Origin of the sequence: Achromobacter sp. UMC71, from assembly GCF_014170305.1 — a bacterium.
Classification (GTDB): domain Bacteria; phylum Pseudomonadota; class Gammaproteobacteria; order Burkholderiales; family Burkholderiaceae_B; genus Achromobacter.
Genome location: NZ_LZZT01000015.1, coordinates 129616 through 141724 on the forward strand (window position 1 = coordinate 129616; position 12109 = coordinate 141724).

Here is a 12109-nt window from a genome sequence, read left to right on the forward strand (position 1 = left end):
CGCTACTCCTGGTTGACCGTGCCGGACCCGGACACGGGGCTGCTCGTCCACTGCGATCCCTTTCCCGCATACGGGTCCCAGCCTGCCGTGGGCACGGCAGTACCCAGCCTTGGCGGTTCGGGAAAGGCCGTGTTCACCAAATCACGCCCACGCCTTACCCGGTCCGCCATGGCGGGTTCGTGACGCGACACGATCTTGGGCGTCACGAAAATGGCCAGCTCGGTCTCGCGCAGCTGATAGCGGCGCGAAGAGAACAAGGCGCCCAGGACCGGAATGTCCTTCAGCAAAGGCAGGCCGCTGGTCTCGTCGGAGCGCTCGCGCGACAGGAACCCGCCGATGACCAGCGTGTCACCGGATCTCACGTTGAACTCGGTCGATGCACGCCGGGTCCGCAGTGCCGGCCCGCTGGGTGCGGTCAACGCGAGATCCACGGAACTGGCCTCGACTTCGATCAAGGACCGGATGACGCCATTGCGGTCGATGCGGGGCGTGATCCGCAACGAAACGCCATAAGGCTTGAACAAGGTCGTGGGATTGCCTCGGGAATCAGTCGACGTGTACGGCACCTCGCCGCCCGCCAGGAAGGTTGCGCTGGCGCCGCTGCGGGCCAGCAGCTGCGGCTGTGCCAGCATGACGGCTTCGCCGCTTTGGGCCAGGGCCGCGATACGCGCCGACAGCAGTGCGTTCACGCCAAAGTAGCCCGCCGCCGACGATACGGGCGCGGGCGTCTCGATCACGGGTTCCCCCGGCCGGTGCATCCTGCCGCGCGAGCCGCCGTCCCAGGCCAGACCGGCATTCAGACCGCCTTGCGTCATGCCGTCCCAGCGCACCCCGAACTCACGCAATCTTGAGCTGGGAATCTCGACCACCTGCACGTCCAGCAGCACCATGCTGTCCCAGCCCACCTGCCCGGTGAAATCGACCACCGCCGGATAACGGTCTGCCAACGCGGCGATGCGGGCGCGGTCATCATCGGACAGGTCGTCTCCTTCGATGACGATGCGCCCCCCGACCAGCGTGCTGCGGGTTCCGGGAATGCGCGCCAACAGGGACTCGACCTCGGCCCGCAGACGCGGCGCGCCCGCAGGCACCACCCGCACGTCATAGGCCTTCACGCGGCCGCCCGCCCACACATGCACGGATGACACCCCTTCTGCACGCGCGAAGACCACGACCTCACGGCCTTCGGTGGCCACCGCGCTAAGCACCTGGCCATTGCCGATCGCTACCCGGGTTACTCCCGGCTGGGACAATACCCGGGTTTCGCCGACCTGCATTTCCAGGGGCTCGTCGGCGGGCCACGCCGGCGCGCAGATCAGGCCCAGGCACAAAGCCGACAGCGCCGCCACAGATTGGATGTTCATGGGCGCTCCGTCTCGAAACCCGCCAGCGCCGTACCCGGCGCCCCGTCCTGGCCGCCCAGCCGGTCGCCATACAAGATCACCACGCCGGGCTTGCGCCGCGGTTCGCGGTCCAGGCCAATCAGCGACGCCAAGTCGCTTTGCGGCGCAGCGCTGACGGCCGCGGCATCGTCCCGGTTGCGCAGCATGGCCGTCAGCGTGCCGGCTTGCCTGGCCGCGATGTAGCGCATGGCCTCGTCCGGACTGGCCGCCAGCGTGATGTTGGCGGTCCCGTCCCCGTCCGACGCATCGGCCGCCGTCAGCACCCGCATGCCTTGCAGCAACGGAACGGTCACCTCGCGATCGCGATGGGAGAAGGACACGTAGATGTCGATGGCGTCCCCCGCCCGCAGCATGTCGGCCAGCCCGCCCAGATCGGCTGCCGCAACCATGAAGGCGCGCTGCCCCGGCTTGAGCCGGGATGCCAGCGCCGGCGCGGGCGCGATGAAAGTCAGGTAGGCCTTGAGCACGGGTTCCCCGCCAGCCAGGTCGGCGCTCAAGCGCGCGCCCAGCACGCCGTCGATACCCAACGGATCGACACTGGTCGCGGGCGCCCACTGCGCGGGGATCTCGCGTACCGCCAAGTGTGACTCGTCCAGGACGGTGCCCGCCGGCAGGTCATAGGCGGCCACCAGCCGACTGACCACCGGCGTGCGGGCCTGGGCTTCGAGCGCCTGGACGCGTTGCTGCACGTGTTCGCGCACCGCCCAGGCCGACATCAGCCCCGCGGCCAACGCCAGCAGATACACAGCCGCCTTGCGCAAGCGGCGCAGGCCTTGCGTGAACAGACCCATCATGGCGTCCACCTTCTGACCCACAGGCCGCTGCCCGCATCCAGCGGCACCAGTGTCCATTGCAGCCGCGCCCCTTGGCGCCGCCACGATTGCCGGCCGGCGCCAGCGGGTTCATTGCCGGCCCGTTGCCAGCCGTTCCGTAGCAGCCCCTGTTGCAGCAGCAACGCCAAGCGCGCCGGCGGCAACGGATGCTGCCAGATGTATTCGGACACTTTCATGCCCTTTTCCAGTACCGTGAAATCCAACCTGAGACGGGCGTTGGCGGGCAGCCAGGCGGGCGCCTCGCCCGCGGGCACGGCCGACGCGCGAATCGACGAAATGCTGCCCACGCTGCGCCCCGACTCAGGGCTTTCCATCTGCGCCACCCACCATGCGCCGCCGACTTGGCCGGACAGGATGGCCTGCCCGGCAAAAACCTGAAGGTCGCTCAGCGCCGGCTGCTGGCGTGACAGGAGCCGGATCAGTTCGGGCGTATTGACCGGCGCATCGAACACCAGCACCTGAATCGGCATGCCGCACAGCCACATGCGGTCGGCCAAGGACTCGACGCGCGACCCGGGCGGAAAACGCAACGCAGCCAAGGATGCAGCCCCCGAAGACGGACGCGCCGCATCGGCGGGCGCCGCCCAGGACGCCGCCTGCAACGCCGTCAATGCCAAGACCGCCAGCACACGCAACGGACCGCGGGCGCTTCGCCCGCCCCGCACGCCAGACCAGACTCGCCCCGCGATCAAGCACATCGGGATCATCGGTTGGCGCTCCTGCGCTTGCCCAGCCGTTCGGCTGGCACTACGTCCGCCCACGGCGACAACCAATCCAGGGATATCACCGGCCGACGCCACGGCGCCTCCACGTTTGCGGCCAGTCCGCCCACGCTGCGCGCGAGCGACAACGAAGGCTTCGCCGCCTGCCCCCATGCCGTCGGCGCGGCGCCAATGCGGCGCCGCGCGTCATCGTCGCCGTAGGCATGTCCCGCGCCCACTGCAACGCTGGTGCGGCGTTGGATCCGCGCGGCATCCCAGGGCCTGGGGCCGGCCAAACTGGACTGGGCCGTGACGGACACCCACCGTAGATCCGCGCCAAACCATTCCGCCTGCAATCCGGCATTGCCCGATGTGATGGCAGCGGGTACTGCTTGATCGCGGGCCGCCAGCGCAACAGGCGTCCGCGAGGCCGCCACCGGCGCACCCGCCGCAACCGACATCGCAGCCTTGCGACTGGCCTGCGCCACCTTTTGCGCGGTGAATTGCAGCTTTCCAAGCCATGCCACGCCCAGAAACGCCAGTATCAGCACCGGCAGCACGAGTAGTGCCTCGGTCAAGGCCTGGCCGAGTTGCCACCTGTGGACGGGAGTCATCGGCCCCCCCTTGCCAACAGGGTCTCGGCGGGCGTGACGGCTGACAGCCGCGCCTGCCAATACGGACGAAACAACGTCGCCAGTTCGGGGCGGCCGTCGGGCCGGGCGTCCGGCCGCGCGAAATAGGTCTCGGCGGCGCTGGTGACCGTCAGCGTTCCGCCATCGCCCAATCCGGCATAGCGGAACCGCCCAGCGGGCGCCGCCACCTGGCTGGCCGCATCGGTGGTTGGTAACACGTTGCCGGCCAGGCTGACGGCCACGGCGAAACGCAAGGGCTCGGCGCCCCGGCGCAACGCGACCTCGCGATAGCCCGGCAGCCCCAGGCCCGGCCAGCGTTGCACCTGCGCCATGGCGTAAGAGTTGGCCATGGGATTGGTCGCGCCATCGAAGATGTTCCAGTTCGTGGACAGTTCCACCCAGCGCCAGAAGTCCTGCGAGGAGAAGTCCTCGGGCGGTGCCTCGACATATTCCAGGTCGGGGGGCGCCTTGGATTTCTGGCCCTGCGCGGTGCCCCAGCCCATTGCGTACTCGCGGTAGTAGCACCCAACCCACCGGTTGGAACGCAAGGCATGAAACGACTGGGTGTCCAACGCGCCCCAACGGCCGTCCGGGCCCAGCCAGGTCGAGCCTCGGCGCCGCAACTCATGGCGCAATATCGGGCAATACATGCTGACGGGCCAGGGATTGCGGCGCGTCTCGTTGCGGCGCGCCAGAAAGCCGAAGCGTGCGGCGGCCTGCTCCACCGCCGGGCGTAACCCGGCTCGCCGCGTAGCGGCCTGGCGTTGAATGAATCCGGGCCAGCCATCGCTAAGCAGACGAAGGCTGGGTGCCGCGTCGGTCCGGGAAAACGCAGCCAAGCCCACGCCGCCGCCCGCTTGCGAGTAGTTGTCCTGCAGCACAGCTCGCATCAGGCGGTCGCGCGATGCCGGCAAGCCCGCGACGGCCGACGCCGCCCCCTTATCAAGCACCCGGTGCACGACACGATCGTGCTCCGCGTAGGCGCGCGCCAGATCCGCCTCTGCCCCCGGTTTGCCTCGCGCCGCCAAATAAGCCAAGGCCGTGTCGGGTCCGAACAACATGCCGATCAACGCAGCCGGCGGATTGTTGCGGTTACGCTGCCCCGCAAGGGTGCGCATGTACTGTGCGGCCGCGCCCAGCGTGACCAGATGCGCCATGGCAACCTGATGGGCAATCTGGGTGCGGTTCACGTAGGCCAGGAAATTGAGCTGGCGCGCCTGCTCGAGCGCGCCGCTGTAGGCCGCCGCATCCGCCGCGTGGGTCAGGCGCGAGCGCGACTCCACCGTGCGCCCCAGGTTGTACTGCATGACCAGCGCCACCGAGACCGTGGCCGCCAGCAGCATGCCCAGTACCAGCGCCTGGCCCTGCTGCGCGGCCGGCGGTGCGACGCTCTCGAGCCGGGCGTTCACTTGTTGGCCGTGGCATTGCCGGTGAAGGACTTGAGCGAACGCGCCTTGGTCTGCGCCGCCGCCTTCTGCGCCGCCTGCTGCGCGGCGCGCGACTGCGAGCTGCCGTCTTCGCCGGCCAATTCGCGTGCCATGGCCGCGGTCTGGGACCGCACGACCTGGCCGAAGTACTGGTAGACGGCGATTGCCGCCACCGCCACCAAGGCCACGACCACGATGTATTCCGTCATGCCCTGCCCTGTTTGACGCCTGCGATATGCCAACATTTGCGCTCTCCGCTCGCTGTGAATGAGAGTCCCAGTGTCGGCTTGGCGCCAGGGCCCAACAATTCGCGGATGCCGAGGCGGACAATTGCGGTACGGCGGTCTTGACGGCCCAAATGCGTGCCTTCCAGGACCGCCGCCCCGGCCATGGACACGCCTCGGGAAAATGTTGTAACCCCCTAATTTTCCTGGGGTTTTCCCTATTGCTCGGCCCAAGGGGAGGCAGTAGATTGGACTTGCCGGGCTGTCTGACACCCATCGCGTGCGAAGCCGGGCAGGAGCGCCTCAGACTCGTCTCGAGCTGAGGCGCTCTTCCATTTCACGGCCCTGCCATCGCAGGCCCCAGCCTCCCCGCGGCATTACAAAATCTATACAGAGTCGCGCAATCCCCTCACAGGGCCCTGGCTAGCATTGCGGTTTTCCAATCAGGACAAACCGATAGATGTCTGCCCACGCCTCCATGCTCAGGGTCGAGCGCCCTGCGCCGGGCGACTCCCGCAATCCCGCCATTGATGCCCTGCGCGGCATCGCCATCCTGTGCGTCGTGCTGTTGCACGTGCAGATCCATATTCCGCAAGAACAAAGCCTGCTCGGCAAAGTGCTGCCCGCGGCCCTGTTCAACATCGCGTTTCGCAGCGGCTACTACGGCGTCGTCATCTTCTTTGTCATCTCGGGTTTTCTCATCACGCGTTCGGCGCTGGAACGCTGGGGCAGCCTGGCGGCCGTGCCCTGGGGCGCGTTCCTGTGGCGCCGTTTCGCCCGCATCTATCCATGCCTGCTGTTGCTGCTGGCCGTGCTGGCAGGCTTGCATTGGGCGCAAGTGCCCGGTTTCGTCATCGACAACACCTCGCTGCTCCGTGCCGCCGCTGCCGCGCTGACCCTGCATGTGAATTGGCTGGAGGCGCAGATCGGTTATCTGCCGGCCGCCTGGAACGTGCTGTGGTCACTGTCCATCGAAGAAACCTTCTACCTGGCCTTTCCGCTGATCTGCCTGCTGTCCCTGGCCGCCGGCACGCGCGCGCTGGTGCTGACGTTGCTGCTATTTGTGGCACTCGGGCCGTTCGCGCGGGTCGCCTTCACCAACAACGAAATCTGGGCGGACCACTCGTACCTCTCCGGCATGGACGGCATCGCCATCGGCTGCCTGGCGGCTCTGCTTGCCGCACGCCCCTCGACCGCCGGCCCGCGCAGCCGCGCGATCCTGCTGGCCGGAATGATGTTGTTCGCGCTGGTGTTCTTCCTCAGGAAAGCCACCGCCACGCTGGGACTGACGGCCTGGGGCCTGAACGTGACGTTGCTGGAAATCGGGGTCGCGTGCCTGCTGATCGGCTGGAGCTCCCGGCCTGCACGCCCGCCGCGCCCCAATCCCCTGACCGCCGCGCTGCGCTGGACCGGCCACAACAGCTACGAGATCTATCTGACGCACATGTTTCCGGTGCTGTTGCTGGCCGCCGCCTCATGCCGCAATTCGAGCAGCGCCGTATCGACCTGGTGGCGCGCTGGCGCGCTCACTGCGGCATGCGTTCTGGCCATTCTGCTGGCGGCCATGCTAGGCGGACTGGTGGCACGCTATTACTCGGCGCCGATGCGCCGGTGGCTGACCCGGCCGGCCTGGGCTTCGTCGCGATGATTCCGCAATGCCCGCGCTCGAGGTGGCACGCGTCAGCCGGCCGCCGTCCGGCCGCCCGCCGAACCGTTCAGGCTATCGGCATCCAGACGCCGGAACACCAGGGCGGACAACAAGGTAATCGCGCCCACGCACAAGAACGTCAGCGTAAATGCCCAGCCCAGCGCCGCGTTGCCCGGCCCCGAGAAAACACCGACCAGACCGCCGCCGATGGTCACGCCCAGGCCGATGGCCAGCATCTGCACCATCGAGAACAGGCTGTTGCCGCTGCCTGCGTCCCGGGTACTCAGGCCCTTGAGGGTCACGCTGTTCATCGCCGCGAACTGCATCGAGTTGGCCGCGCCGAACACCGCCAGCTGCGCGATCTGCAAGGCCATCGGCCAGCCATGCGAGATGGCGGCGAACGACATGATCGCGGCGCCAACCAGCACGGTGTTGGCCAGCAGGAACGTGTCGTAGCCGAATCGCCGCACCAGCGGCGCGATCCAGGGCTTGGACACCGTGCCCGCAATCGCGGCCGGCAGCATCATCAGGCCCGACTGCAGGGGCGTATAGCCCAGCTGAAGCTGCAACAGCAGCGGCAACAGGAAAGGCACCGCGCTGCTGCCGATCCGGCACACCAGGTTGCCGGCCAGCCCGACGCTGAAGTTGGGCTCGCGAAACAAACGCAATTGAAACAGCGGATTGTCGCGCCGCTTGGCGTGCATCACATACAACAGCACCGTCAATCCGCTCAAGGCGAACAGCCCCGCCGACCAGGCCGCGCGCCCGTCGCCAGCGGGCAGGTCCAGCGCCAGCGAAAACGCCACCATGCACAAGGACAGCAAGCCGCAGCCCAGCATGTCGAACGGGGCAACGTCGCTCAAGGCATCCTCAGGCAGGTAACGGCGCACGGCAAACAAGCCCGCCAGGCCGATCGGCACATTTATCATGAAGATCCAATGCCAGCTGGCCACCTGCACCAGCAGGCCGCCCAGCGTCGGTCCGAAAATCGGCCCGACCTGCCCCGCGATCGACACGAACGCCAACGCCGAGATGTATTGGTCGCCCGGTACGCGCCGCAGCACCGCCAGACGCCCGATCGGCAGCAGCATCGACCCGCCCACGCCTTGCACCACGCGCGCAATCGTCAGCTGCGTCAGGCTCTGCGCCAGGCCGCAGAACACCGACCCCACGGCAAACACCAGAATCGCGGCCAGATACACCCGGCGCGTGCCGTAGCGGTCAGCCAGCCAGCCCGATGCGGGCGTCAGCATGGCCATGGTCAACGTGTAAGCCACCACCACCGGCTTGAGCGCCAGCACGTCCTCGCCCAGGCTGCGCGCCATGGCCGGCAAGGCGGTATTGACGATGGTGGTGTCCAGCGTCTGCATGAAAAAGCAGGCCGCGACAACCCAGAGCAGGGCTCGTTGCGATGATGGTGTGGGCATGTCCTGAATCGTACTCCCGGGCAGCCGACGAGCCGCTGACAGCGGCCCATCAACGTTCCCGCCCAAGCCGCCCGCAAGCTTTCGGTTATCCTCCGGATCAACGCAAAAAGGAAGATTCAACGTGAGCCAAGCTCATACCATCCAGGCCGGAAAAGTGGCGCTCATCCTGTCTAACCGGCTTGGCGATACGCTGTACCAAATGGCCATTGCCAACAACTTGCGCAAGGCCGGCCGGGACATCTCCGTCTACGGCGTCCATGGCTACGCCCTGCGGGAATGGTTCCCGGGCTTCGACATCCAGCCTCTGCCGGCGGACACCGCCAGCCTGGCCCAGTACGACACCATCGTGCAAATGGATCCGGACAGCCCGTTCGACGGCCTGAGCCGCGTCTGCACGCGTTTTCTCAGCACCAAGGAATGGGGCAAGATCCGGGCAACACCGCGCAAGCACAACTCACCCAACGGCATCCTGGATGAATTCCGCCGATTCTCCGCCGATGCCTTCGGCCTGACCGAATGGAGCGCCGACAACGGCATGCAGGCCCCCGCCCGCTTCAAGGCGCGCCGCCACCCCAAGCGCGTCATCCTGCATCCCACCTCCAGCGAGGCGGAGCGCTGCTGGACGCCGGGCAAATATGTCATCGTCGCGCGGCGCCTGCGCGCCATGGGCTATGAACCGGTGTTCGTGCTGGCGCCGTCCGAGCGCGAGTATTGGCTGCCGCTGCTGGAACAAGCCCATGCGGGCTATGTCCAGGCCCCATCCATTGACGGCGTGGCCGCCGAGGTCTACGAATCCGGCTGGTTCATCGGCACCGACTCAGGCATCGGCCATCTGGCATCGTGCTGCGGCCTGCCTACCGTCACCATCGTCGACCGCCCCCGCAACATGCCGCGCTGGCGTCCTGCCTGGGCCGCCAATGTCATCGTCAAGCCCTGGTGGCTGCCGCTGCGCACCTTGCGCCGCAAGTACTGGCGCGAGGCCACCACGGTCGCGGCCGTCATGCGCTGTTTTGGCCGGATGGTGCATCGCCACCCGCGCTGATCCCAAACGAAAAAGCCGGCACCCGAATCATCGGGATGCCGGCCCTGTGGCCTGGCCAGGTGACAGACGCGGCGCCGGCATCCGCGGTCAAGCGACCGCTTCGACCGCCCGCGCCAGCCCGGCGTCGTGTATCGCGACCTGGTAGGCGCCCAGCGTTTCGGCCATTTTCTGCGACAGCATCAAATGCCGGTCCGCGAATACGCGCGCTTGTTCGGCGACCTTGGCGGCTTGCTGCGGATGAGCCCAGATCCAGGCCAGGTGATCCGCAAAACCCGCGATATCGCCCGCCGGCGCGAGCCAACCGGTATGGCCGGGATGCACGATTTCCGGCAAGCCACCCACCGCGCTGGCCACGACAGGGCACCGGGCTGCGTACGCTTCCGGCACGACCCGTGACCATGCCTCGTTGACGGAAGGCACCAGCACCGCATCGGCGGCGTGAATCATATTCGCGATGTCTTCGCGATGGCCGGCGAACGTCACGTATTCGCCGATACCCAACTCCCCGACCAGATCGTGCAACTGTTTGCCGTAAGCCGCCGTTGCGCCGGTAGGCATGCCCACCACCAGCGCGCGTGCAGGGACGCCGCGCTGCCGCAGCACCTGCACCACGCGCAGCAGATCTTCCTGGCGCTTGTCGGGCCGCAGCATGCCGATGGTCGCCACCACGAAGGCGGCCGGATCCAGCGCCAGTTCCTGGCGCACCGCGTGGCGCACAGCCTGCTTGTCCGCATCCTTGAAAAAGCCGTGATCCGCCCACTCCCCCACAACGCTGATTCGGTCGCGCCCGGCAAAGCCCGCCGTGATGATGTTCTGCGCGCCACCTTCACTGGTCGTGATGACGCGATGGCAGCCCAGGCGCCATTCCACCCGGCGCCGCCACGACGTGCGCAGCGGCCTGGCGAAATGCCAGGTCCTGACTAGCGAACACAGATCCCGGCACAGCGCGCTGGCCTTGGCGTCAGGCGTGCCATGCGCATCGATGACCTGGATGCGCAGATCCTTCACGATCTGCCGCAACTTGAGCGCACCTGACCATGAATAGGGGGAACTGAAATCCAGGCCCAGCGTCGCCAGCCCCCAGCTACGGGCCAACTTTAGCGTTTCACTGGCGGGCGGCGCGGCGATCGCCACGGCATGACCTTGCTCGCGAAGCCAGCGCGCCTGATCCAGGACGCGAAACTCCAGTCCGCCCAGATTCGGGCCAGAGAGCGTGTGCAGAATTTGCATAGGGATTTACGGGTACAGGGACTTGCGGCCGGCACGAGCCGGCCGAGACAGCGGCTGCGGCGCCCAGCCGCCATGCCGTTGCACCCGATTCAACAGCGCTACGCTGCGGCTGGAACCGCAGACCAATCGGGGGAATCGCAACAACATAGGGGGGCACGCTTGGTAAGATGCGTTCCGATTGCCTGTCGCGCAGCGCTGCAATGCACTCGAAACCGACTGAAACGCCTTTCTTGTTAAATTCAGCAATAAGCAAGGAATATAGGCGCGTACCAGGGGCCGAGTTAGAGTAAGTTTTTAATTCTTGTTAAGATCTTTACTCTTTATGTAACAAATAATTCCAAAACCACAGAGAATGCGGTTCAGCATAAAAAAAAGCCCGCACGGGGCGAACGGGTGCGCCGTTTGAGCGCACCTGGGCTCGCGTCGGCGGCTTAGAAAATGCAGGCCTTCTGCGAGCATTCCACGAGAAAGCCCGCCATCCTGGCGGCGGGATAGAGCACCACCAAGCCCGTCGCCAGCACCCACCACCGGCGCTGCCGCCGGATGGCCCCGATCACGCAGGCCACCCATGCCAAGACCGCCGCCCAGTACACCGGAAAGTACGGGCCCAACGCCACCATCAGCCAATCCGTGCGGATAAGCAACGCCGCGACCACGGCGGTAGCCACGAAGATCAGGATCATCAATCGATTGCCTGGTTTCACCGGGGCGTTGATCGGCATGACGGGTATCACTCCGGAAAGAATAGGTTATGAAGCGATGGCCTTTCTCGCCATGAATCGGCGCAACGGCTATCGAACGCTATTCTGCACCAGGCCGCAACGCGGATATCATCCCGGCTGCGGCCCTCGGTTAGCGCCGTTGTTGCCGCAACCGTTAACACGTTGCGTCGCCACCCGTATTTCAGGAACCCCATGATTGCCGTCCGCAGAATCGAGCCCTCCGACTGGGCGCTGGCCTTTCCGTTGATCGCGCAACTGCGCCAACTGGACGAACAGGAATTTCTACGCCGCGTACGCCGGCAATCCCATAGCGGCTACGAATTGGTCGGCGCGTATCGCGACGGCGCGCTGATCGGCGTCATGGGCATCCGCCCGGTGCACACGCTGGCGCGAGGCCCGCACCTGCATGTGGATGACCTGGTCGTCGACCAGGCCGTACGCGGCAGCGGCGCCGGCCGCGCGCTGATGGCCTACGCCGAGGCCGACGCCCTCGCCCGCGACATGGGCGCGGTCTTCCTGGATGCCCGCCCCGACGCAATCCCGTTCTATGAGCGCGAGCAGTACTCCCTGCATCCGGCGCCGTCGATGAAGAAGGTCATTACGCGATAAGGCGGGTGCCAAACGGGTGCACGGCAAGCCTGGCCGCATCGGTTCGATGTCTTGCCCCACTGAACGCCAGAAATGACAACAGCCGCCATTGCTGGCGGCTGTCGGTACCTGATTTCTCAGGGTTTTCTTGGTAGGCCCCCCGAGAGTCGAACTCGGCACCAACGGATTATGAGTCCGCTGCTCTAACCAGGCATGAGCTAGAGGCCCAGGA

12 protein-coding genes and 1 tRNA gene are annotated in these 12109 nt (G+C 66.6%); 3 read left to right on the forward strand and 10 right to left on the reverse strand.

Annotation, left to right across the window (positions count from 1 at the left end):
- Positions 1–2: 2 nt before the first annotated feature.
- The 6 genes from A9974_RS06875 to A9974_RS06900 all read right to left on the reverse strand — a co-directional run bounded on the left by A9974_RS06875 (position 3) and on the right by A9974_RS06900 (position 5241).
- Complete coding sequence (locus A9974_RS06875; protein WP_183003384.1) at positions 3–1364, reverse strand: type II and III secretion system protein family protein; 1362 nt, start codon at positions 1362–1364, stop codon at positions 3–5.
- On the reverse strand, positions 1361–2197 hold the full coding sequence (cpaB, locus tag A9974_RS06880) for a Flp pilus assembly protein CpaB (protein WP_255468061.1): 837 nt from the start codon (positions 2195–2197) through the stop codon (positions 1361–1363). The genes A9974_RS06875 and cpaB overlap by 4 nt, the downstream gene beginning before the upstream one ends.
- Positions 2194–2775 carry a hypothetical protein gene (locus A9974_RS06885; protein WP_255468062.1) on the reverse strand — a complete coding sequence of 194 codons (582 nt, stop codon included), beginning with the start codon at positions 2773–2775 and terminating at the stop codon, positions 2194–2196. Before A9974_RS06885 ends, cpaB begins: the two co-directional genes overlap by 4 nt.
- 164 nt (positions 2776–2939) lie before the next feature.
- Complete coding sequence (locus A9974_RS06890; protein ID WP_183003385.1) at positions 2940–3551, reverse strand: TadE family protein; 612 nt, start codon at positions 3549–3551, stop codon at positions 2940–2942.
- Entirely contained in the window at positions 3548–4978 is a 1431-nt protein-coding gene (locus tag A9974_RS06895; RefSeq protein WP_370539583.1) for a hypothetical protein, read from the reverse strand. The genes A9974_RS06890 and A9974_RS06895 overlap by 4 nt, the downstream gene beginning before the upstream one ends.
- A complete protein-coding gene (locus A9974_RS06900) occupies positions 4975–5241 on the reverse strand; it encodes a hypothetical protein (protein WP_370539584.1) in 267 nt (88 codons plus the stop codon). The genes A9974_RS06895 and A9974_RS06900 overlap by 4 nt, the downstream gene beginning before the upstream one ends.
- 439 nt (positions 5242–5680) lie before the next feature.
- Between A9974_RS06900 and A9974_RS06905 the strand changes: the two genes are divergently transcribed.
- Positions 5681–6868 carry an acyltransferase gene (locus tag A9974_RS06905; protein ID WP_183003386.1) on the forward strand — a complete coding sequence of 396 codons (1188 nt, stop codon included), beginning with the start codon at positions 5681–5683 and terminating at the stop codon, positions 6866–6868.
- A gap of 32 nt (positions 6869–6900) precedes the next feature.
- On the opposite strand, the gene mdtD is transcribed toward A9974_RS06905, so the two are convergent.
- Positions 6901–8295 carry a multidrug transporter subunit MdtD gene (mdtD, locus tag A9974_RS06910; RefSeq protein WP_183003387.1) on the reverse strand — a complete coding sequence of 465 codons (1395 nt, stop codon included), beginning with the start codon at positions 8293–8295 and terminating at the stop codon, positions 6901–6903.
- Positions 8296–8416: 121 nt separating this feature from the next.
- Here mdtD and A9974_RS06915 point away from each other — a divergent pair, with 121 nt between their 5' ends.
- Positions 8417–9337, forward strand: a complete 921-nt coding sequence (locus tag A9974_RS06915) for a glycosyltransferase family 9 protein (protein WP_183003388.1) — start codon at positions 8417–8419, stop codon at positions 9335–9337.
- Positions 9338–9424: 87 nt separating this feature from the next.
- Here the strand turns inward: A9974_RS06915 and A9974_RS06920 are convergent, their stop codons facing one another.
- Together A9974_RS06920 and A9974_RS06925 are read right to left on the reverse strand one after the other, a co-directional pair.
- Complete coding sequence (locus A9974_RS06920) at positions 9425–10567, reverse strand: glycosyltransferase family 4 protein (protein WP_183003389.1); 1143 nt, start codon at positions 10565–10567, stop codon at positions 9425–9427.
- A 431-nt stretch (positions 10568–10998) separates the two neighbouring features.
- On the reverse strand, positions 10999–11289 hold the full coding sequence (locus A9974_RS06925; protein ID WP_183003390.1) for a hypothetical protein: 291 nt from the start codon (positions 11287–11289) through the stop codon (positions 10999–11001).
- 192 nt (positions 11290–11481) lie between these two features.
- Here A9974_RS06925 and A9974_RS06930 point away from each other — a divergent pair, with 192 nt between their 5' ends.
- On the forward strand, positions 11482–11898 hold the full coding sequence (locus A9974_RS06930) for a GNAT family N-acetyltransferase (RefSeq protein ID WP_183003391.1): 417 nt from the start codon (positions 11482–11484) through the stop codon (positions 11896–11898).
- A gap of 128 nt (positions 11899–12026) precedes the next feature.
- Here A9974_RS06930 and A9974_RS06935 read toward each other — a convergent pair.
- Positions 12027–12105 (reverse strand) — tRNA-Ile (locus A9974_RS06935).
- Positions 12106–12109 lie beyond the last annotated feature (4 nt).

What these genes read in the sequence shown, in the direction of transcription:
- A9974_RS06875 (WP_183003384.1), bottom strand. Translation starts at nt 1,364, where the DNA reads ATGAACATCCAATCTGTGGCGGCGCTGTCGGCTTTGTGCCTGGGCCTG.
- cpaB (WP_255468061.1), bottom strand. Translation starts at nt 2,197, where the DNA reads ATGATGGGTCTGTTCACGCAAGGCCTGCGCCGCTTGCGCAAGGCGGCT.
- A9974_RS06890 (WP_183003385.1), bottom strand. Translation starts at nt 3,551, where the DNA reads ATGACTCCCGTCCACAGGTGGCAACTCGGCCAGGCCTTGACCGAGGCA.
- A9974_RS06900 (WP_370539584.1), bottom strand. Translation starts at nt 5,241, where the DNA reads ATGTTGGCATATCGCAGGCGTCAAACAGGGCAGGGCATGACGGAATAC.
- A9974_RS06905 (WP_183003386.1), top strand. Translation starts at nt 5,681, where the DNA reads ATGTCTGCCCACGCCTCCATGCTCAGGGTCGAGCGCCCTGCGCCGGGC.
- mdtD (WP_183003387.1), bottom strand. Translation starts at nt 8,295, where the DNA reads ATGCCCACACCATCATCGCAACGAGCCCTGCTCTGGGTTGTCGCGGCC.
- A9974_RS06920 (WP_183003389.1), bottom strand. Translation starts at nt 10,567, where the DNA reads ATGCAAATTCTGCACACGCTCTCTGGCCCGAATCTGGGCGGACTGGAG.
- A9974_RS06925 (WP_183003390.1), bottom strand. Translation starts at nt 11,289, where the DNA reads ATGCCGATCAACGCCCCGGTGAAACCAGGCAATCGATTGATGATCCTG.
- A9974_RS06930 (WP_183003391.1), top strand. Translation starts at nt 11,482, where the DNA reads ATGATTGCCGTCCGCAGAATCGAGCCCTCCGACTGGGCGCTGGCCTTT.